17 protein-coding genes and 2 rRNA genes (1 of these 19 only partly in view) are annotated in these 21,750 nt (G+C 44.4%); 10 read left to right on the top strand and 9 right to left on the bottom strand.

Features of this window, described 5'->3' with window-relative positions:
* Positions 1–981, top strand: a 981-nt coding sequence (locus DESPCE1_RS0101255; protein WP_019849214.1) for an AAA family ATPase, incomplete at its 5' end; no start/stop codon positions are given.
* 548 nt (positions 982–1,529) lie between these two features.
* Here the strand turns inward: DESPCE1_RS0101255 and DESPCE1_RS0101250 are convergent.
* Together DESPCE1_RS0101250 and DESPCE1_RS0101245 are read right to left on the bottom strand one after the other, a co-directional pair.
* Complete coding sequence (locus DESPCE1_RS0101250) at positions 1,530–3,140, bottom strand: (Fe-S)-binding protein (RefSeq protein ID WP_019849213.1); 1,611 nt, start codon at positions 3,138–3,140, stop codon at positions 1,530–1,532.
* A 33-nt stretch (positions 3,141–3,173) separates the two neighbouring features.
* Positions 3,174–4,073 (bottom strand): respiratory nitrate reductase subunit gamma, encoded by a 900-nt coding sequence (locus DESPCE1_RS0101245; RefSeq protein ID WP_019849212.1) that lies wholly within the window; start codon positions 4,071–4,073, stop codon positions 3,174–3,176.
* Between the two features lie 813 nt (positions 4,074–4,886).
* On the opposite strand from DESPCE1_RS0101245, the gene DESPCE1_RS0101240 reads away from it, so the two are divergent.
* Together DESPCE1_RS0101240 and DESPCE1_RS23090 are read left to right on the top strand one after the other, a co-directional pair.
* Positions 4,887–6,356 (top strand): putative sulfate exporter family transporter, encoded by a 1,470-nt coding sequence (locus DESPCE1_RS0101240; protein ID WP_019849211.1) that lies wholly within the window; start codon positions 4,887–4,889, stop codon positions 6,354–6,356.
* A 27-nt stretch (positions 6,357–6,383) separates the two neighbouring features.
* Positions 6,384–6,539: a hypothetical protein gene (locus DESPCE1_RS23090; RefSeq protein WP_005810521.1), complete on the top strand. Its 156-nt coding sequence runs from the start codon at positions 6,384–6,386 to the stop codon at positions 6,537–6,539.
* A gap of 129 nt (positions 6,540–6,668) precedes the next feature.
* On the opposite strand, the gene DESPCE1_RS0101230 is transcribed toward DESPCE1_RS23090, so the two are convergent.
* The 3 genes from DESPCE1_RS0101230 to DESPCE1_RS0101220 all read right to left on the bottom strand — a co-directional run bounded on the left by DESPCE1_RS0101230 (position 6,669) and on the right by DESPCE1_RS0101220 (position 8,839).
* Entirely contained in the window at positions 6,669–7,115 is a 447-nt protein-coding gene (locus DESPCE1_RS0101230; protein ID WP_019849210.1) for a hypothetical protein, read from the bottom strand.
* 111 nt (positions 7,116–7,226) lie between these two features.
* Positions 7,227–7,595, bottom strand: a complete 369-nt coding sequence (locus tag DESPCE1_RS21665; protein WP_019849209.1) for a hypothetical protein — start codon at positions 7,593–7,595, stop codon at positions 7,227–7,229.
* 185 nt (positions 7,596–7,780) lie between these two features.
* Positions 7,781–8,839 (bottom strand): 4Fe-4S binding protein, encoded by a 1,059-nt coding sequence (locus DESPCE1_RS0101220; protein ID WP_028305416.1) that lies wholly within the window; start codon positions 8,837–8,839, stop codon positions 7,781–7,783.
* Positions 8,840–8,922: 83 nt separating this feature from the next.
* On the opposite strand from DESPCE1_RS0101220, the gene DESPCE1_RS0101215 reads away from it, so the two are divergent.
* Genes DESPCE1_RS0101215 through DESPCE1_RS0101190 form a run of 6 tightly spaced genes read left to right on the top strand, consistent with a single transcriptional unit; the run spans position 8,923 to position 15,353 of the window.
* The gene (locus DESPCE1_RS0101215; RefSeq protein ID WP_019849207.1) at positions 8,923–10,572 is read left to right on the top strand and encodes a spore germination protein; all 1,650 of its coding nucleotides are present in this window, start codon (positions 8,923–8,925) and stop codon (positions 10,570–10,572) included.
* A 1-nt stretch (position 10,573) separates the two neighbouring features.
* Positions 10,574–11,668, top strand: coding sequence for an endospore germination permease (locus DESPCE1_RS0101210; RefSeq protein ID WP_019849206.1), 1,095 nt, complete (start codon positions 10,574–10,576; stop codon positions 11,666–11,668).
* Positions 11,665–12,825 carry a Ger(x)C family spore germination protein gene (locus tag DESPCE1_RS0101205; protein ID WP_019849205.1) on the top strand — a complete coding sequence of 387 codons (1,161 nt, stop codon included), beginning with the start codon at positions 11,665–11,667 and terminating at the stop codon, positions 12,823–12,825. Before DESPCE1_RS0101210 ends, DESPCE1_RS0101205 begins: the two co-directional genes overlap by 4 nt.
* 14 nt (positions 12,826–12,839) lie before the next feature.
* Complete coding sequence (locus tag DESPCE1_RS0101200; protein WP_014792222.1) at positions 12,840–13,049, top strand: hypothetical protein; 210 nt, start codon at positions 12,840–12,842, stop codon at positions 13,047–13,049.
* A 31-nt stretch (positions 13,050–13,080) separates the two neighbouring features.
* The gene (locus DESPCE1_RS0101195; RefSeq protein ID WP_014792221.1) at positions 13,081–14,178 is read left to right on the top strand and encodes an endospore germination permease; all 1,098 of its coding nucleotides are present in this window, start codon (positions 13,081–13,083) and stop codon (positions 14,176–14,178) included.
* Entirely contained in the window at positions 14,175–15,353 is a 1,179-nt protein-coding gene (locus DESPCE1_RS0101190; RefSeq protein WP_014792220.1) for a Ger(x)C family spore germination protein, read from the top strand. Before DESPCE1_RS0101195 ends, DESPCE1_RS0101190 begins: the two co-directional genes overlap by 4 nt.
* A 42-nt stretch (positions 15,354–15,395) precedes the next feature.
* Here the strand turns inward: DESPCE1_RS0101190 and DESPCE1_RS0101185 are convergent, their stop codons facing one another.
* Both DESPCE1_RS0101185 and yaaA read right to left on the bottom strand, forming a co-directional pair.
* On the bottom strand, positions 15,396–16,295 hold the full coding sequence (locus tag DESPCE1_RS0101185) for a GNAT family N-acetyltransferase (RefSeq protein ID WP_019849204.1): 900 nt from the start codon (positions 16,293–16,295) through the stop codon (positions 15,396–15,398).
* Between the two features lie 41 nt (positions 16,296–16,336).
* Complete coding sequence (gene yaaA, locus DESPCE1_RS0101180; RefSeq protein ID WP_019849203.1) at positions 16,337–17,110, bottom strand: peroxide stress protein YaaA; 774 nt, start codon at positions 17,108–17,110, stop codon at positions 16,337–16,339.
* A 401-nt stretch (positions 17,111–17,511) separates the two neighbouring features.
* Here yaaA and DESPCE1_RS0101175 point away from each other — a divergent pair, with 401 nt between their 5' ends.
* On the top strand, positions 17,512–19,134 hold the full coding sequence (locus DESPCE1_RS0101175) for a methyl-accepting chemotaxis protein (RefSeq protein ID WP_019849202.1): 1,623 nt from the start codon (positions 17,512–17,514) through the stop codon (positions 19,132–19,134).
* A 142-nt stretch (positions 19,135–19,276) separates the two neighbouring features.
* Here the strand turns inward: DESPCE1_RS0101175 and rrf are convergent.
* Positions 19,277–19,393 (bottom strand): 5S ribosomal RNA (gene rrf, locus DESPCE1_RS0101170).
* 138 nt (positions 19,394–19,531) lie between these two features.
* Positions 19,532–21,750: ribosomal RNA gene (locus DESPCE1_RS22210) — 23S ribosomal RNA — on the bottom strand; it runs 216 nt beyond the window's last position.

Below are 21,750 nucleotides of genomic sequence, written 5' to 3'. Positions count from 1 at the left end.
TTCATTGATGAGATGGATATTCTTGGAGCTAAGCGAGGCAGTAATGTCTCCCACCATGAATACGATCAGACTCTCAACCAGCTTCTGGTGGAAATGGATGGGCTGGGAAACAGTGAACAAGGTTCCCAAATTTTAGTTATTGCTGCCACTAACCGTGCAGAAGCACTGGATCCGGCTCTTTTGCGTCCGGGGCGTTTTGATCGTCAGGTCAAGGTGGACTTACCGGATAAAGAAGGGCGTTTAGCCATCCTCACTATTCATACTAAAAACAAACCTTTGGCTCCCTGTGTGGATCTGGAGCAGATTGCCCAAGAAACCTATAATTTTTCCGGTGCTCATTTGGAAAGCGTAACCAATGAAGCGGCAGTCTTTGCTCTAAGGAATGATGCTCAGGAAATTAACATGTCTCATTTCCGGGAAGCGGTTGAAAAAGTTCTCTTAGGAGAAAAACTGGATCGCAAGCCTACGGATGAAGAATTACAGCGGGTGGCTATCCATGAGGGGGGCCATGCCTTGCTTGCCGAACATGTACGGCCTCATTCAGTGTCGCAAATCTCTATTCGCTCCCGGGGTAACGCTTTGGGCTATGTTCGTCACTATCCTAAAGATGATTTGTATCTTTATACCCAGGCCATGATTGAAGAACAGATTATGGTTGCCCTTGCCGGAGCCATAGCCGAGGAAGCCATCCTGGGTACGCGAAGTACCGGCGCAGCCGGTGATTATGAACAAGCCCTGCATATGGTGGAGAAAATGCTAGCCTCAGGAATGTCCACCCTCGGAGTCGTGGATGTGGCGAAATTAGGTGCTGAACAGCGTCAACAAGTCACTGGCGAAATACTTGAACAATTGGAGGAGAGGACCCGTCAGATTATCCTGGAGAGGAAGGGCCTCCTTGAGAAAGTAGTTAAGGTATTAAAAATTGAAGAAGTTCTTGATGGAGAAAGACTTCGTCTGCTTATTGAAGAGAATGCAGCTTAATCCATTACTCATGAGATCCTGGAAGACAGGATCTTTTTTTCTGCTCTGAAAAAGGCTCGAAAGCTGATTCTCCAGGATTTTGCTTTCGGCGTTCACTCTATAAGCTGCGCGGAGCAATCTAATCGCTCAAGACCTCCGCTGCGTCGGGTCCCCGCCCAAATCGCTCCTGCTCAATGGGCGGTTGGAAACGTCCTGTTTCCAACCCGACTCCGCTGCAGTCTTTTCGCGAAGATTGCTTTCCTGCTCGCTTAGAATTCGTTCTCTGCCTTAAAGCAAAATCCTTGGGCTGTCTTTCGGGCTTGAGAATGACCCGCAAGTGTAGCTTTGCGCACAAAAGCGGACGAATTTAGCGGAGGGGCGGTCGGGTCAACGAGGCTTTCTTAACGTAGCGCAGCCACGGTTCACATGCAGAAAGCAGCGGGGTTTGGCGTAGCTGTTAAGAAAGCGAGTTGGCCAGCCCTGGAGCTATGGAGTCAGCGTTGTGTGTGAAGCTACACGACCCGAGCAGCTTTTTCATCCTCTGCCGGTGCCGCCCCGTAGCATGGCGGCTACTTTTCTAAGAACTCAAAGAAAGGAGTCTTCAGATCAGCCATAGCATTGACGACTAATTCGATCAGGCCGCCGTATTGAACATTAAATTTCTCAGTTGCTTCGTAGTACTCCAGGATATCCCGCATGGTTCCTTTACAGTTGGAGCAGGGAGCACAGATGTATTTGACGGTATGGGGATCTTCGATAGTATCCTGAAAAGCGTTAAGGATCTGGGCGAATTTTTTGCGGGCACTGATCTTTTTAAGGAAGTCTCCGAAATTTTGACTATGCATGATCGCAAAACCGCTGCCCCCACCACAACAGTAGTTATCTACCCCATGGGGGGTCATTTCACGGAACTGGGGGGCGAGCTGATGTAAGACTTCGCGTTGCGGCATAACAATCCCCATTTGTCTTACCACGTTGCAAGGGTCATGAAGGGTCACCGGGAAATTGTTCCGGCTGGGGTCAAATTTGATGGCGCCGGATTTGACGATATCCCGCAGTAAGGGGAAGAAACTTTCCACAGGCACCTTATCCGATCCGGGTGCCATTCTATCCGCCGACACGGCTGCTGCTTTATGAGCATGTCCGCATTCACCTTGGACAACCCGCCGTACTCCCAGATCCTTGGCCACTTTCATTTGTGCCAGGGCAATCTTTTTAGCTTGGGCATCATCATACCAAATTCCATAGTTTACGCTGTCATAGCCCATCATTTCACTGCTGATAGTCCAGTCGATCCCCGCGGCTTCAAAGAGAATAGCAAAGGCGATGGGGTTTTCCGGCCATGCTCGGTATTCTCCCGCATTATGCATTAAGAGAATATCGGCACCTTTTTTATCAACGGGGAATTTGATTTTCAAGCCAAACTTTTCTTCGATTTCCTCTTCTAAAAATTCAACGATATCCAAGAAAGCAGGCTTGGTAAGTCCGGTGGAGGAGCCTGTCTTAAGCTGGTTCTCCGTTCCTTTTTTGTGAATCGGGCTGGGGGCAATCCCCATCTCCATGCTGAAAATCTTGCGAATTTCTTTGGCCATGATTCCATTATCTAACCCCAGAGGACAGGTTTGGGCACAGCGACGGCAAAGATTACATCGATAGGCGGATTCGCCAAGACGAGCAATACTTTCCCAAGTTGCCTCGAGGTCGGCACCCACAAGGCCGCCTAAGAGCTTGCCGCTGGTGGTGAAGTACTTTTTATAGATTTTGCGCAGAGCTTCTACCCGGAAAATGGGCCGATAAAGTTCATTGTTACCGGACCCTTCATAAATGTGGCAGGCATTGGAGCAGGTATCACATTTAGCACAATACTCAAAGGAAAGCATCAAGGGTTGTCTCATACCATTGTTGGCGTCGGTGAAAAGCTTCTCTAAACCGCTCAAAAACTTACGGACAAACTCCTCTTCTTCTTCTTTGGATTTGGGGCGGGTTAAGGTATCAATACCAACGAAGCCATCCAAGGAAGTACAGTATTTTTCACGCCATGCCGGTTTTACTTCCATGAAATCGGGTTCCATGCCGGGCTTATCGTAAGGACGCGGCAAAGGCATAAGTTCTTCCACTTGGGCCAACTGCTCGTCGGGCCGATTTAAATCACTGGGTCTTAGGTCTTTATGATTTATCATTATGTCAAACTCCTCTCCTCGATTTCATTACCCTTACTTAGGGGACTTTTCCGTAGGTGCAGGTGCACCGGCAATATGGGGGGCTGACCATTTATTCTGAGGGCGATATTGAGCAGCCTGTTTTATTTTTTCCTCAACCTTGCTGCCTGCGACATTCGGATCATTATCCCAGATAACCATGTGGAAGCTAAAGAATTTACCCACATAATGGCTCATCTTGCTCATAGGGATGTATATTAGCATAATTCCGGCGAGAATAATGTGAATCGTCAATAAGGGATCCCCATTCAAGGGTTGGAAAGATAGGACATTAGCCATAGCATAGCGAGCATTGCTCATGGTAATATCTGAACTCCAAACCAAAATTCCGGTTAAGGTCACGACGAATAAGAGCAATAGATTGAAATATTCCTGTGGAGTAGTGTATTTCTTGAGGATCGGGTCTACGACTCGGCGCAGCAACAAGCTGATGGCACCAAAGGACGCTAAAAAGAAACCCACCCAGCCAACCGAAGGTGTCACATAGTAAAGGAGTGCGCCCCAAAGGCCGCCATCGGCAGCTACGGTTCCGCCCGCCAACTGTGTTGCAGCCGCAGCCACAAGAATTACTGTCCAAGCGATGATGAAATAAATGCCCAGGTGAAGGGAATAGGATAGCCACCAAAGAGATTTTTGGTTCTGGAAGAGCTTCTTGATGAAAAGAATCTCCTTCAACATGTCGATGAGCTCGGATGCCAGTGAGGTTTCATGAGGCTTAGCCCACCATTCGGCTTGCTCATAATAGGATCCCCCATGCTCATGTCCCTTTTCTTTGGGAACAGGATAGAGATCCAAACGCCCATGCATTGGCATTTTAGTGTACTCATACGCTTTATACGCAGAGATAGCTAAAAATAAAAACATGGCCAGAATAGCATAAAAGACTAGAAACAATGTCTTCTACCCCCTTGATTATAGTAATGATTGTTAATACTATCACTTTTAGTCTAGGTCAGTTTAAAGTCTTTGTAAAATTTGCTTTTGCAATTGTGATAATCAGAATTGTAGATACCTAGTAGGGATCGATACCATAATCCCCATTGGCACCCGCCTTCTTCATACCGTATCCGTTTTATTGGTCTTTGCATTAGCCTGTTATCAGCCTTTGCCTGACCACTGACCGAAAGGCCTGCTTAGCTTGCAGGCCGGGAAAAAGGTTTTCCTCAATATACTTAAATAGATAGTCTCAATAAACTTTGTGAATTTTCCTCCATAAGTTATCCCTATGTCGTTCATTTTAAATTCATATTTCACATATTTGGTTATAGGTCCTATAATGAAATCAAATAGAACTTTTTTTCACTTTCGCAATCTGCATGTGATTGTGCATGTTTTCCCTATGCTTATTTTGCCTTAATAGTTATATTATTACAGGCACTCTCATTCTTCCATTTATCAGAATTATTAGACATCCGGTGCCGATTTTCATCCCTTGGATGAATACATAATAACTAAGAATATTAAGGGGGTGATTTACAACGTCTTTCGATTACTTTCACATTCACAATCCCTTGGCAAAGGAGGAAAGGAGGAGGAACTGAAACTTAAGTAAATTCGCTAATACGATATTACTTAAATTGTTTCAAACCCGAATTAGGCCCCGATTATCCTCTAAATAATTACCCTACGAAAGTAATAATGCACTATCGTTTGATTTTAAAGCACATTTTCAAATGAAAATGCTCACAATTTCAGGAGGTGGAAAATTTGTCCACGAATACTTACGCAAGAAAAACAGCGCTTCAAAATGAAGACTGGTGGGCAGCCTGGCTAGGGCTATTTATTTTCGGATTAGGTTTAGGACCTTACTTTGGAATGGACCTGTTAGGATGGGTAACAAAAGCAAATGTATGGATCGAACCTGCGAAAGCTTTTGCCCCTGTATCAAAAGGTACAGGTCTCAATGGTCTCACATCCTTATTAGTGACTTTCTTATTTATTTTAGCTGTTACAACAGTTGCCGCTAAATTTATCGGCTCCAATGTAAAAAAATACGCCATTGGTTTCTCCATTATTTTCTGGGTAACCATGGGTTGCCTCATGTTAGGTAACATTGCCTATATCGGAGCTACGCCTGATAAGACCGCTAGTTATGGTATTGGCTGGTCTCTTGGTCTGGGAGAAATGGGTTATATCATCGCCATGGTAGTCGGTCTTATTATTGGTAACTTCTTTATCAAACAAGCCGACTTTTTAAAAGAAGCCGCAAAACCTGAATTATTCATTAAAATCGGTATCGTTGTTCTGGGCGCTTCCATTGCTATTAAAACTCTCGATGCTTTTGGTCTGGCTACAACAATCATCATCCGGGGGCTCTGTGCTGTTGTTGAAGCTTACTTGATCTATTGGCCGGTAGTTTACCTTATCGCTCGTAAATTCTTCAAATTCACACCGGAATGGGCGGCACCCCTTGCCTCTGGTATCTCTATCTGCGGTGTTTCTGCTGCTATCGCTACCGGTAGTGCTATCCGTGCCCGTCCCGTTATTCCTGTAATCCTTTCCGCTGTTATCATCGTGTTCGTTGCTCTCGAACTCTTGTTATTACCCTGGTTAGCACAAGCTTTCCTGTTCAAAGATCCCATGGTCGCCGGTGCTTGGATGGGTCTGGCTGTTAAGTCCGACGGTGGTGCTATCGCCAGTGGTGCTATCACCGATTCCTTGATCAGAGGTCGTGCCTTAAGAGAACTGGGCATCAACTGGGAAGAAGGCTGGATCTTAATGGTCGCTACCACCACGAAAGTCTTCATCGACATCTTCATTGGTGTATGGGCCTTCATTCTGGCTATTATCTGGTCCGTATTCCCCATCGATAAAAATGCTAGTTCAAACCCTGGTGAAAGAAATAAAGTAAGTGCCAGAGATATCTGGGATCGTTTCCCCAAATTCATCATCGGTTTCGTACTGACCTTCCTCGTCCTGTTCTTAGTGGGGATGAATAATCCTGACGGCGTAAAAGCATTAAATACAGGGGTTAGTGAAGGTAATGCTTTCAGAACCATCTTCTTCGCACTATGCTTCTTCTCCATCGGTTTAGTCACTAATGTTCGTAAGCTCTGGGCAGAAGGAATGGGACGTATCGTGGCAATTTATGGTATTGCTCTCTTTGGTTTCATCCTCTGGTTCGGACTGTTCATCTCCTGGCTCTTCTACCATGGAATTACACCTCCGACTGTTTAATCACTTATAATGTAAGGGGGAATTAAAATGGCAATTAAAACTGAGCAACAAGCGCCTGCTGCTAAGAAGGCTTACGAAGATGAATGGTATGATCTCCTGCCTATCGAAAAGAAACTCATTGGTGGTTCGTTAGGATTAGGGCTTACACTTCTGGTAATCTTCGTGATCATCTTCAAATTCTAGTCTTTACCTAAATCCTAAAATGTCAAAAGGGAGTATCGCAATACTACTTGAGCAAAGTAGTCAGCGATACTCCCTTTATTTTTATTAACCTGGAACTTTTGAGCTATAGATCTTACTTATCCTCAATAGCTAAGCGATAGTATGCTTAAGCTCTTGTAAAGTAAAGCTGGTGCCATCGGTTAAGGTAAACCTTTCATTCTCAAAGCACAGAATGAGTTGGTCCAACAGTTCTTCTTTTCTCGTTGAGAGTAAATCATCTATATACTGATCATCCTCGATATGTCTGATAGCAAGGATTGCAAGTCCTACTTTGGGGATATCCCTTTCTAAGGTTTTCTCTAAATTTCCCCCATCCACTCTGCCAAACATAATGACATCATTATCCATTGAAGATCTTCTAACCATTACATAATATTTGTCCGAATCCCCCATAACATGGAACTTTTCATTCTCAACAGTTATGGCAATATCTCTAAGGGTGTATAAGGTATCCACATCAATGAAATCCCAAGCCGATTCTTGAACTGCCTGCCAGTGATGGCGTATGACCTCTTTGATTGCATAATTAATATCCATTCTTTACTCCTTCCAAATGTTTATTCTTGATATTGATCTCTCAATCACAAGTATACCTTTAATTATAAGGATTTTCCTTAAATTTTACAGCAATAAATACAAATATCCCGTTTATTTTTCGGGAATATACCTGGGACTAAGTCGCGCTCTGGACCCCTTGACCAAGATCGCACTCTCTTTCTCTTTCTTTTCTTTGCCATATTCCATCTGCCACTTGTCCCATAGTGAATCCGTAATGGCTTCCACTACTTCGGGATCGAATTGCGTGCCTTTGTTAGCCATGATCTCCGCTTTGCACTCCGCCCAGGTAAAGGCTTGACGATAAGCCCGATTGGAGGTCATGGCATCAATACTGTCGCACACTCGATTGGAATGACCGCTTGTATAATGGTCCTTTGCCTCCAGCGACGCTGTTAAGCAATCAATAATATCATGCAGCATATTATAGTCACTGAACCGTTTTATCAGCCTATAGAACATAGTTTGATCTCCTTACCCGACTAAAGTCCTTTGCCCTCGGAGAAATATCTTCCTTATGATTTATATTGTTAATTATACAGCAAATCATCTTTATTGAGAACAGTTGTCAATTTTAAAAATAGTTTTTTCTAGCACAAAAGGAAGGCTATCCTTAGCCTTCCTTTACTCTAATTATACAATAGTCGTTAAAACTGGTCTATTCGAGGAATAAGTACCTTATATATTTCTGGGGGAATACTGGTGTCCCAATGCCCTGTGAGCTTAGCCGCAGCAACCACCACAAACCATATCACCACGACTGCTATCGCCCCTCTTTGTGGCGTTATGATCAGGAACTTAAAACGGGATGATGGTGATGGCGATGATATCGAGGAGGTGGTTAATTCCAGTGTTCCTTGAACCGGACAGCTCTTCACACAATTTAAACATCCGGAACATTCAGGCGACCATACCCTTTGGGCTTCCGATACTTTAAGCTGATTGGGGCAGGCCACTGTACAGCGTTCACAGGAGATACAAGTGTTGGCATTCCTACGAATCTTCATTGGGCTGAATACTCCAATCAATCCCATAAGGGCACCATAAGGACAGAGATATCGGCACCAGAAATTTTGGCTCACTACCGAAAGCAAAACGAGTAGTACTATGATGCTCATCCCTACTATAGTCAAGTTTTTAAAGAAATCCAGCATGACGACGTCTGAAATCATATTATAAGGTGTTTGCAAAAAGGCGTAAGCTGAAGCCCCATCCATTAAGATAAAAATAAAGACAATGAAAAAGGATAGAAGGACGTATTTTAGAGAGCGCAAAGGGTAATCCAGCCACCGGGGAAAGATATAATTCTTGCCGAAGAGCTTTCTTCCCACCATTGCCAGCCCTTCCAATAAAGTGCCAATAGGACAGATCCAGGAGCAAAAGCTTCTTTTCAGCACCAGCGAAATAACCATTGCCAGCAAAAAGATAACCAATCCCGCAGGGTGGATGGTATCAAAAATCCCCGAAACAAGCCAGGATTTTAAAGCTACCAAAGCACTGATAGGCAGAAAGGCCTCCACTCCAGCCGGCCGTGGAACCCATACGGCTGCCTGGGGATCTGCATAAGAATTTACAAAACGTATGAATTGGACACCGATATAGAGAGTCATCGCTGCAAAGAGCAATTGCACCCCTCTCCGCTCCAGGGGGGCTTTATCCTGTTTAGTTGTTTGGGATACGGTTTTTTTTAGTGATTTTAATGAAATTTTCCCTCCCAGGGGGTTAGTATAAAAACAATCTTTTGAGCAAAAGCTTACAGTGAAATTCAGGATGATGGAGCCTCAAAAAAATGCGCAAAATAATGGATCGGGTCAGAAAACCGCAGCCTTTGATAAAAAGCGCCCCTAATGCATCGTCTCAGCAGGAGAGTAACCAGAACACGAAGCCCATAGACAATCCCATAGAGAAGCTGCATGCAGTCGAGGAGCCACAAGATTCCAACTCTATTTCCTTGTCTATCACCAAAAACCTTCAGCGACTTCACCAGACCTTTGAAGAATCTGTCGATGTCACGACCCGCGAATTCGAAGTCGGAATAGAGGCGACTATTCACGCCTTTATTATCTTTATTAACGGGCTTGTGGATCTGGGAGCAGTCAACCTGAACCTCATCAATCCGCTCATGAACCTGGATCGTAACCTGGAAGATATGGATACTATGGCCTTAATCAAAGAGCGTGCTCTTTCCGTAGCCAATGTCAAAGCAACCCATTCCTTTGATGATGTCGTTGATGCCGTATTATCCGGGGATACCGTTCTTTTCATGGATAACTCAAGAACAGCCCTGATCGCCTCCCTAAGAAAATCTGAAAAAAGAACCGTGGATGAGCCGAAGACCGAATCCGTTGTCCGCGGACCACGGGAGGGGTTTGTGGAAAGCCTGGAGACCAATATAGCTTTGTTAAGAAAGAAGATGAAAAATCCCGCTCTAAAGTTCTTCACCATAAAAATCGGTCGTGAAACACAAACTGAAGTCTGTGTGGCCTATATCAAGGGCATAGCCAAGGATAAAGTGGTGGAAGAGGTTAAACAACGTCTTCAACGTATCGACACCGATGCCATTTTAGAGTCCGGATATATTGAATCCTTTATTGAGGATGCCCCGCTCTCCTTATTTCCCACCGTTGGCAATACCGAAAAACCCGACATTGTCAGCGCCAAACTTCTTGAAGGACGAGTTGCCATTTTAGTGGATGGAACACCGTTTGTTCTTACTGTTCCCTATTTATTTGTCGAAGGCTTTCAGAACAGCGAAGATTATTATTCGCGACCTTATTACGCCACCTTCATCCGCTGGTTGCGTTGGCTGGGGTTTTTCTTTGCCACCTTCGCCCCTGGGCTTTATGTAGCCATTACCACCTATCATCAGGAATTTTTACCCCCCGCACTGCTGGCAAGTATCGCGGCAGCCCAGGAAGGTACTCCTTTTCCTACGATGGTCGAGGCCCTTCTTATGCAAACCCTTTTTGAAATTTTGCGGGAAGCCGGGGTTCGGCTACCCCGCCCCGTTGGTCCTGCTGTAAGTATCGTTGGAGCCCTCGTCATTGGAGATGCCGCCATCTCCGCTGGGCTTGTCGGCGCACCCATGGTCGTCATCACCGCGTTAACGGCAATTTCTTCCTTTGTCACCCCCTCCTTTACCGATGTCGGGACCCTTTCGCGCTTTTTATTCATCCTTGCTGCCGGAGTATCAGGATTATATGGGGTGATGTTGGCCTTTGTGGGACTGTTGACCCACCAAGTTTCTCTTCGCTCCTTAGGAGCCCCTTATATGTCACCCTTGGCCCCCTCCACAATTTCCGATTTGAAAGATGTCCTGATTCGGGCTCCTCAGTGGTTCACACTTACTCGTCCCCGAGCTATTGGCGTTAACAATCCCAATCGTCAAAAGCCGAACCAAATGCCCTCTCCGCCGGATAATCAGAAAGGAAAGAAGTAGCATGTTGGAACCAGGTCAAATAACCTCCAAGCAGCTTATTCGCTTACTGGTTTGTAGTCGTATTGTTATTGCACTTACTTACTTTCCTGTCTTAAAGGAGATGTCGCCATCCCAGGACGCATGGCTTGCTTGTATTCTATACTTTCCCCTCCAGATAATTATGGCAGCCCCCCTCTACCTCCTTGCCAAGAGGTTCCCGCAACAAACTATTATCCAATACATCCCAGCTATTGCCGGAAAAGGAGGAAAAATCGCGGGAGCACTCCTCCTTGGTTACTTTATCCATCAATCCGCCATGAGTTTAGCTCTGTTCAACCTCTTTATTACCGGTGTAACCATGCCTGAAACGCCGATTCTCTTCTTTTCTTCATCTCTCCTCCTTGCTTGTGCCTATGCTGCCCGTCAAGGAATTGAAGTCCTTGGCCGTTTAAGCGAACTACTATTACCCATTATTCTCATTGCTATTACGACGATTATCTTACTCTTAACAAAAGATATGCACTTCAAACTCCTGCAGCCGGTTCTTGAAAAAGGGATCCTCCCTGTCATGGGGGGAAGTCTTTTTCTCGTCAGCAGAACGTATGAGGTCATAGAATTTGCTATGCTTTTGCCTTATTTAAACCAACCTGCCAAAACTAAAACCGTTTATTTAACTTCTTTTTTTATCATAGCCTTCTTTTTAACGATGATTTCAATGTCCATCATTGCCATACTTGGAACAGGAGCCGCAACACGCACCTTCCCTTTTTTATATACCATCCGACTCGTCAGTGTGGGAAATTTTATTGAGCGCATTGAATCCATTCATTTGGCAGTTTGGATCTTAGCAGCCTTCCTGAAAATGTCTTTACAATATTACATTATTGTCCTGGGCTTAAGTCAGCTTTTTAATTTAAAAAGCTATAAACCTCTTATTCTGCCTACGGGTTCCATCCTCGTCTCCTTAAGCCTCCTTGTTGCTCCCAGCCTTGTGGAATTGCAATCCTTTGCTTCCTCAATGGAATCTCATTTATATAACATTGTATTCGTTTATTCCTTGCCCTTCCTTCTTCTCCTTCTTGCTGTTATTCGAAAGAAAGGAGTCCGCTCCCCATGAAAAAATGCCTTTGCTTAGCCCTTTGTTTTCTCCTGCCCGTAAACCTATTGCTTGGGTGTTGGGATAGGAATGAATTAAGCACCCTGGCCATTGTCCAGGCCATAGGGATCGATATGATGGAGGATGGACGAATCAGCCTTTCCACCCAAATCCTCAAACCCGGTGCATTGAAAAGCGGAAGCGAAAAAAGTATATGGGTTGCCACAAGCACAGGGGAAACACTTTTTGATGCTGTTCGCAATGCTTCCTTACAAACTGACCGGCGTTTATTTTTTCCTCATAATAAAGCTATCATCATCAGCGAAGAAACTGCTAAAAAAGGACTTGTTCCTTTATTTGATTTTTTAATGAGGGATGTCGAGGTTCGTGATCTAACCTATGTTTTTGTTGCTAAGGGCAAAGCCGTCGATATCCTCAAAGGGGAACATGAACAGGAGACCAACCCCAGCAAAGCCATTGAAAATTTAGCTGAGACAAGTGTTCTTGCCTCAATCCTGCCCAAGCGCTATCTGATCGATTTGTTATCTGCTTTGGAAAACAAAACCACCAGTCCCATCCTCCCAGGTATTAAAATTCATAAAGAAAACAAAGACAGTACGTTCACAGATATGATTGTTCTGGACAATACGGCAGTATTTAAAAAGGACCGGCTCGTCGGGTGGTTTGATCCTTTTGAAGCACGAGGAGCCCTTTGGGTATTGAACGAGGTTAAAAGTGCAACTATTGTGGTGGAATCTCCTCTGGATGAAGATAAGGCTGTAAGCCTTGATGTGATTAAATCCATTGCCAGGTTAAAACCTGAAATTACTGATAGTATCCTTCGCATGACTATCAAAGTCAAAGTAGAAGGAAATCTAACCGAACAGATGTCATCTGTGAATCTGACATCTCCCAAAAACTTCGCTGAGTTAGAAAAAAGAGCGGCCGCCATCGTTGAAGAAGAAATTATGACTGCCATTGTCAAAGCCCAAAAATGGGGGGGCGATATCCTCAAATTCGGCGAAGAGTTTCATCGCAAATATCCTCAGGAGTGGACAGAACTTGAGCAAGATTGGGACGAACTCTTTCCTGAAATAGAAGTAAAACTTGATGTATCCGTACAACTTAATCTAATCGGTCTCAGCTCGGAACCTTTGAACAGCGAAAGAATGGAATAAAGTGAGGGAGAAAAATGAAAGTCATAGCCATAATTACTGTCTTTATAGTTATTGGTCTTATTCAAACGCCGAAACTTGTGCGCAAAAAGCAATGGCCTGAGCTCATCGCCTCCTCTCTTCTTCTCTTTATAGGGTTCATTCTTTCTTTTCTCCAGGTCATAGGGGCAGACTTGCCCAATCCCAATAAAGGAATTCAGGCTATCATTCGGTTCTTCATATCCTAACTTCTAAGGTCATTGATGGGAGGCTTATGGCATGTTGGAAGGCGGTAAAATAAGCGCAAAACAGATGATTCTGCTCCTATTTATCGGCAGAGCCATTACTTGGATTGCTTTTCTTTCTATTTTTGTCATGCCCCCCGGAAATCAGGATATTTGGCTCAGCTGTTTAACGACTTTCCCGGTATACTTGCTTGCGGCTTTCCCTTTCTATTTTTTAGCCAAGCGCTTCCCCAACCAGACTTTTTTTGAATACACAGATACTATCCTCGGTAAGGGAGGCAAACTGATCGGAATCCTCTATATTCTTTTCTTTATTCATAATAGTGCCCTTTCCATAAGTCATTTCTCAGAGTTCCTAACGACTGTGGTGATGGTTCTTACCCCTCCCCTTTTTTTCAGAATCACTTTGCTTCTTTTAGCCGCTTATGCCGCCTATAAAGGCATCGAGAACTTAGGACGTCTTTCCGAACTAATCGCTCCCATCATCATGTTTACTCTTTTGATTGTCGTCCTATCTCTCATTAAAGATATGGATCCCAAAGAACTTTCCCCTTTTTTGGAAAGCGGGTTTTTCCCCTCGTTTTTTTCAGGGCTCTATTTAGTGTCCACAATGATTGAGATCATTGCCATGGCAGTAATTTTGCCTTTTCTCAATGACCGAAGTAAGCTAAAAACCGTGTACCTTCTATTTCCCTTATTGTTGGAGGTGTTTATCTTTATGCTAACCACCACAGTCATTGCACTTTTCGGGGATGACTTGGCTAAAAACCTGACCTACCCCTTCTATAACGCAGTGCGGCTCATCCAATTAGGGAATTTTGTCGAGCGTGTGGAATCTATTCATGTCGCCTTTTGGATATTAGGATTGTTTATAAAACTATCCCTTTATCTTTATGTGACAGCCCTGGGGATAAGCCAGGTTTTCCAGCTGAAAGCTTATAAACCACTCTTACTTCCTCTGGTTTCTATCATCATTCCGATGTCCACAATGTTAGGCAAGAATATTATTGAACTTAAGGAATTCAATTCATTTGAAATCTATCCCTGGTATACCATGCCCTTTATCTTTATTATTCCTCTCTTCCTGCTCCTCACTGCCATAGTCCGTAAGCAAGGAGACTATCGTTCATGAAACTTCGAGCAATCTTCTGTCTTCTTTGTATTTTTCTTACTCTCACCCTGCCCGGCTGTTGGGATCGGAGAGAATTAAATACCCTCTCCATCTCTCACGCTTTGGGTATCGATCAATTGGAAGATGGTCAGGTCCAGGTTTCTCTGCAGATGGCTAAACCGGCCTCCATGAAGAGCAGCTTACAAAAAAGCAGCAGTGGTGGCGGAGAGGAAAAAGCCTTTTGGGTTGTAACCACTACCGGAAGAACTCTATTTGAAGCTCTTCGTAACGGACGCGATCGGATTAGTCGCAAATCCTTCTTTGGTCGCAATAAGATTATAATTATCGGCGAAGAGGCAGCAAAATCAGGAATTACGCCTCTCCTTGATATGTACATTCGAAGGGTTGACTTTCGGGAACTTAGCTTTGTTTTTGTCGTCCGGGGAAAGGCTCAACAATTTATCGAAGCGGATAGTGAACAAGAAAAAGACCCCGCCAAAGCTCTTGAGAACTTAGCCGAGGCAACAGATTTGACTTCAAAAGCTGCAAAAACTACCCTCCTTGATGTCATGAAAGCCTTATCGAATGAAACAACGGCTCCCTTTGTTGCCGGCTTAGAGTTGGTAGAACTCCCAGACAGTAAAAAGAAAATTGTTAAACTCTCTGATACCGCAGTATTTAAAGAGGATAAGCTTATTGGCTGGTTCAACGAAAAAGAAACTCGTGGACTTCTCTGGATTATTGGAAAAGTAAAAAGCGGGGTTATCGTCGTGGAATCTCCTGATGATGAATCAAAAAAAGTAGCCTTAGAAATCATCAATGCCTCCAGCAAGTTAAAGCCGGATTTTATAGATGGCAAGCCAACCATGACTGTTCACGTCGAAGAGCTCGGCAATCTTGGCGAACAGATGTCTTCAATAAACATGGCTACCCCTGAGAACTTCAAGAGACTGGAGAATCGGCAAGCCGAAGTGATTAGGGAGGAGATCAATGCGGCCCTGGAAAAGGCCCAAACTTTAGGAGTCGACATCTTTAAATTTGGTTTGGAATTCCACCGCAAGTTCCCCCAGGAATATCAGGAGCTTAAAGAAAACTGGGAGAAAGAATTTGAAAAAATGACCGTTAACATAGAAGTTAAAGCTAAACTTAATGAAATTGGTTTAAGTGTCAAGCCCATAGAAGTCGATGAAGAGTAAGCAGGAAGACCGAGGCATCGACCTCGGTCTTTTAACTTATGTTCACTTTTTTAACTCATAATAATCCATGGTTGAAGCGACCTCAAAACCACATGAATGATATAGATCAAGAGCATTTTCATTCTTGACATTGACTTGAAGCATTATGTCTTTAAAGTTTCTCTGTTTTAGCTCATGGATAGCCGATGCAAGAATACCTCTTCCGTATCCTTTGCGGCGATTCTCCGGAAGCACTCCTAAACCGTAAATACCCCCAACATTAGAGCTAATATCCAAATGAACCTTTCCTATTGCGCGATTATCGATTTCAGCCATATAGATGATCATGCCAGCTCTCTCTTCTTCCTCAGGTATAAGCACGTCCTCTTCTTGGGCCTCTTTATCAAAATAGATGGAATTTTGTCTGGCAATTTCTTTGATATCGTTGCTGGTCGCTTTTCTCAATACCACCTCACAAGAATTCAATTCTTGTTTTGTATCGTTCTGCAAAAACATCTCGTACTCAGTATGCTCATGTTGTGCACCGGAAATGCTTTGAATAAATGCCTGTCCTGCCAGTGAATTGCGATCACTCAGTAATAGCATACTGGCAGTTCTTCTCTTACTCCATTCATCTTTTACAAAAGAGAATAAAGTTTTAAATACCCCTTTCTTGCGATAATCCGGGTGGACCATACCATTAACTTCAATGGCCTCCCCGCCAAAATCACTGATGCCTATATAACCAATGAGGAGGTCGTCATCATAATACATAAATTCATTAATTGCTTTCAGATTTCCGGATTTCCCCTCTGATCGACTCAGCTTATAATCTAGTTCTAATTTCAAAGTTGTCCGATCATGCTCCAGGCACAGTCTCTGCAGATTATCAATATGGGCATAGCTCTTGGGGTCTAAATTTCCTCTTAAGTTTATGGAAGGATTAAATAGGTTATTGATCATAATCTCTCCTCTTATCTGATTTGCCAACTATCACTCACAACTTAAATTGATTTATTCTTTATTTTGCTCCCATGGTCCTTCACAAATACAAAAGTGTTGTCACTCGACAGCTGATCACTATAGAGAAATCCAAGCCTATCGAATGCTTTGATTTGCTCCAAATCTTCAATAGCATTTTCAGCCATGAAACGGACCATCTCACCGCGAGCCATCTTTACATAAACACCCTTCTCAATAACTTCGCCCCCGATCAGCTCACCGAATACGCACTTAATATATTTTATATCGGCAGTCAGGTATTTCTCAACCGTCTTACTGTATTCAGCCGAAGCAAGATTCAGAATCGTGGTCTCCTCTCGGGTCAATTCCCGGTAGATATCGTCTTTCCAATAGTCATACAGATTTCGGCAGAAGATCGTTTTTAACTTGGCCTGCATTTCCAATCGGTAAGGTACAACTCCGTCGAAAGGTTTCAATATACCATAAAATCCGGATAGAATCCGCAGATGCCTTTCTATATAGTCGAAATAGTCATCCTCAAACACCTGAGGTGCCATGTACTTGTACTGAATACCATCGTAAGCTAAAATAGCTGGGCTTGTGTACCCGGACAAATCCATGGTTTGATAGCGCTCATAGTTCAAACTCACAATTTCATCGTTGCAACAGAGCAGCTTTTTGAGCTTCTCGTGGGTCAGGTTTTGCAAGTATTCTTTCAGCTTTTCGGCTTTTTCAAGATATACGGGCGCGTTGCGGGGCGGAAGAAAGTTCGCATCCATATTCATTTTTTTTGCCGGGGAGATAATGATTTTCATAATTTTCATCCTTCGATATGTTCAAAGACGGGCTTATTCCCTCTTGCTACATCAAGATAACATCTTTTTTATCTCTAGCTTACCTTATATCCGAAAGAGCCTCTATAGCTTCTGACGTTTTGCAGACACATGCTCCGATATTCCTGGAAAGCTTAAATGCATCCATACTCAAGGAAACAAAGAACCTTCCTATTCAGCTACTTTATCACAACTCAATAATATACCAGGTGATAAGTGTAATTGCCAGTTATTATCTCAAAAGGATAATGAAACCGAAGAGTTTTTTATATAACATTTACTTATAGCATTACTCTCTTTTTCTCCTTTCTTTTCAAGGAATATTTAGTGAAGGAATTAAATCCAGTAATTCTACAAATAGCGCCAGCAAAGGAGGTTTTGATATGCATAAGGGTGAGGTTAGAATCGGCAATGGGAAAAGGAATCAAGCCATTCAGCTAATTTCCCACATTGCAAATGAGATGGAAGAGGTTTTAAATCAGTCCCCCAATGGAGACTGGACACAGGTTATTGAGCCCTTACGTCAGGTCATCAACGCCAATATAGGGAATAATGAATTTCTCGTCATCAATAGTTTAGAGGGCCAAGCTTTAGTCCATTCTAACCGCTTTCGCGAAGGCAACTTTGTTACAAAAGGAGAATTGGAAATCTTAGGCACAAAGAAGGCTATATCACAAATCTATCACCGTGATACCGGCGAAATCTTGCTTGATGTCATCTGCCCTATTTATGTTAATGGTGAACATCGTTACGCAGCAAGAATGGGGATTCCAATACAAAAAAATAAACTCAGCTATGCCTTTGCTCTTGGTTTAGTTCCCCTATTAATTCTAGGAGGAAGCTGGACATGGATTTCCCGCTCTCCAGTGGCTATTAGCCTTAGCTTATTTACCTTAGCCTTAGGGACTCTTTATTCCTATTCTCTCCACAGTAAAGTTATTTCGACCCTAAATGAAACTATCAGAGTTACAAAATCGATCACCAGGGGTAATTTGACAAATGCTGCAACAATTAAATCGTCGAATGAGCTATCCACATTATCCTACGAAGTGAATAAGGTCAATAATGGCATAAAATCAATTATTACGGACATCAATACTATCTCGAAAAAATCTTATGAAATCAGCAACACTCAAGCTACTCATACCAAAGCCCTTGCCGAGAATTACGAACATTTAGCTGCTCTATTCCAGGAATTCAGCGCCGGATCTGTTGAACAAATCGATGGCATGAGAAAAGCTGCGGAGCAAGTTGCGGAGATCAAGTCTGCTTCGGAACGGATTCGCCATAGTACACAAGAGGTTCAGTCATCCTCAAACTCAGCACGGCAGATCAGTCATGAAGGATTACTGGCCGTAGATGAGATTGTCCAAGAGATGAAGGTCATTTCTTTATCAACATATCAAGCGAATACCTCAATCCAAAACCTTGAAGAACAGGCCACTAAGATCGGAGAAATTGTTTCCATTATCAATGGTATTTCTGATCAAACGAATCTCTTGGCCCTTAATGCGGCTATAGAAGCTGCGCGAGCTGGTGAACACGGGCGTGGCTTTTCTGTCGTTGCCGAAGAGATCAGGAAATTAGCTAATGACTCTGCTGAATCCGCTCATCAAATTATGGAGCTTATACATGGGGTTCAGGATATGGTACGTTCCGCCTCTGAAGACATGGGGAAAGGGTTAAAAGAAATAGATAGTGGTAAAGCAGTTATTAAAAAAGCTGGAGATGCAATCCATTCACTCGATCAAGTCATTCAAACGACTGGACAAAAAATTCAAGAAAACTTTAATGATGTCAATCACCTACTGCTTCAAAGTCAAAATCTAGCTGAGGTGCAGAATAATTCTGTCTCGATAGCTTCACAATTCTCACTCGCGGCCCAGCAAGCAGCCGCCACAATGGACGGACAAATGCAATCTACTCAGCAAGTCGCTGCAATGGCTGAAGAGTTAGCTAAGACATCGGATCATTTAGATCGCTTTATTAAGAGATTTAAATTGTAAGTTCATAACATAAAAGTCAAGGCTAAGTCTTTATATTAATTAGAGGTTGATAGATTTTATTATTGTTTTTCCGCAAGGAAAAAAGCTAACAGCATACTTTAACGAAAAGCAAAAAGACCATCTGAATGATGGTCTCTTCGTTACCTGGCAACGACTTACTTTCCCAGGACCCTGCGGTCCAAGTATCATCAGCCCTGAAGGTCTTAACTTCCGTGTTCGGGATGGGAACGGGTGGTACCCCTCCGGTATAGTCACCAGATCTTTATGTGGTTATCTTTGAGCGAACTTCCTGTTCCCTCAAAACTACACAGAGTCTTCTTCACTGTAATTAAGCGTCCATCTTTCCTCACCTTAGTCTTGAGCCCCTCAGTGAGGTGACCTTTCCATGACCTTTCGTTAGGTCAAGCCCTCGACCGATTAGTACCCGTCCGCTCCATGCGTCGCCGCACTTCCACTTCGGGCCTATCTACCTGATCATCTTTCAGGGGTCTTACCAGCTTACGCTGTGGGAAATCTCATCTTGAGGCCGGCTTCGCGCTTAGATGCTTTCAGCGCTTATCCGATCCGGATATAGCTACCCAGCACTGCCTCTGGCGAGACAACTGGTACACCAGTGATCCGTCCAACCCGGTCCTCTCGTACTAGGGTCAGTTCCTCTCAAATTTCCTGCGCCTGCGACGGATAGGGACCGAACTGTCTCACGACGTTCTGAACCCAGCTCACGTACCGCTTTAATGGGCGAACAGCCCAACCCTTGGGACCTACTACAGCCCCAGGATGCGATGAGCCGACATCGAGGTGCCAAACCTCCCCGTCGATATGGACTCTTGGGGGAGATAAGCCTGTTATCCCCAGGGTAGCTTTTATCCGTTGAGCGATGGCCCTTCCACTCGGTACCACCGGATCACTAAGCCCGACTTTCGTCCCTGCTCGACTTGTTGGTCTCGCAGTCAAGCTCCCTTGTGCCTTTACACTCTTCGCGCGATTTCCATCCGCGCTGAGGGAACCTTTGGGCGCCTCCGTTACTCTTTAGGAGGCGACCGCCCCAGTCAAACTGCCCACCTGACACGGTCCCCAACCCCGATTCAGGGGCCTAGGTTAGAACTTCAGTACAAAAAGAGTGGTATCCCACCNGTGACTCCACCAAGGCTGGCGCCCTAGCTTCTNAGTCTCCCACCTATCCTGTACATTTCATACCAAAGTCCAATGTCAAGCTACAGTAAAGCTCCATGGGGTCTTTCTGTCCTGTCGCAGGTAACCCGCATCTTCACGGGTATTACAATTTCGCCGAGTCCCTCGTTGAGACAGTGTCCAGATCGTTACGCCTTTCGTGCGGGTCAGAACTTACCTGACAAGGAATTTCGCTACCTTAGGACCGTTATAGTTACGGCCGCCGTTTACTGGGGCTTCAATTCAAAGCTTCGCTCTTTCGGGCTAACCTCTCCTCTTAACCTTCCAGCACCGGGCAGGCGTCAGCTCCTATACTTCTCTTTTCAGATTGGCAGGAACCTGTGTTTTTGATAAACAGTCGCCTGGACCTCTTCTCTGCGGCTCTATCTCTAGAGCACCCCTTCTCCCGAAGTTACGGGGTCATTTTGCCGAGTTCCTTAACGAGGGTTTTCTCGCGCGCCTTAGGATTCTCTCCTTACCTACCTGTGTCGGTTTACGGTACGGGCACTAAGNAAGCTCGCTAGAGGCTTTTCTTGACAGCTTGGAGTCGGTTACTTCGCTACTTATTTCGCTCCCCATCACCTTTTAGGTTTATTCGCGAGACGGATTTGCCTATCTCACACCCTACGGGCTTGGGCGTGCTCAACCAACGGCACGCTTAACCTATCCTTCTGTGTCACCCCATCGCTCAAACGCTTCTCAGTGGTACTGGAATCTCAACCAGTTGTCCATCGCCTACGCTTTACGCCTCGGCTTAGGTCCCGACTTACCCTGGGCGGACGAGCCTTCCCCAGGAATCCTTAGGTTTTCGGCGGGTGAGATTCTCACTCACCTTTTCGCATACTCATACCGGCATTCTCACTTCTATTCACTCCACCAGACCTCACAGTCTGACTTCGCNGCGAATAGAACGCTCCCCTACCCCTGCACACAGTGTGTGCAAGCCATAGCTTCGGTGATACGCTTGAGCCCCGTTACATTTTCGGCGCAGAACCACTCGACCAGTGAGCTATTACGCACTCTTTAAATGGTGGCTGCTTCTGAGCCAACATCCTGGTTGTCTATGCAATTCCACATCCTTTTCCACTTAGCGTATACTTGGGGACCTTAGCTGATGGTCTGGGCTGTTTCCCTTTTGACTATGAAGCTTATCCCCCACAGTCTGACTCCCAATCTAAATTCTTGGCATTCTGAGTTTGATAAGGTTCGGTAACCCGGTAAGGCCCCTAGCCTATTCAGTGCTTTACCGCCAAGAATCATNAATTGAGGCTAGCCCTAAAGCTATTTCGGGGAGAACCAGCTATCTCCGTGTTCGATTGGAATTTCTCCCCTACCCACAGCTCATCCCCTGTCTTTTCAACGACAGTGAGTTCGGGCCTCCAGTGGGTTTTACCCCACCTTCACCCTGTCCATGGGTAGATCACACGGTTTCGGGTCTACAGCATG

Origin of the sequence: Desulfitobacterium sp. PCE1 (assembly GCF_000384015.1) — a bacterium.
Lineage (GTDB): Bacteria > Bacillota > Desulfitobacteriia > Desulfitobacteriales > Desulfitobacteriaceae > Desulfitobacterium > Desulfitobacterium dehalogenans.
The sequence above is the reverse complement of the archived record's forward strand: the minus strand, read 5'-3'. Positions and strand labels throughout refer to the sequence as shown.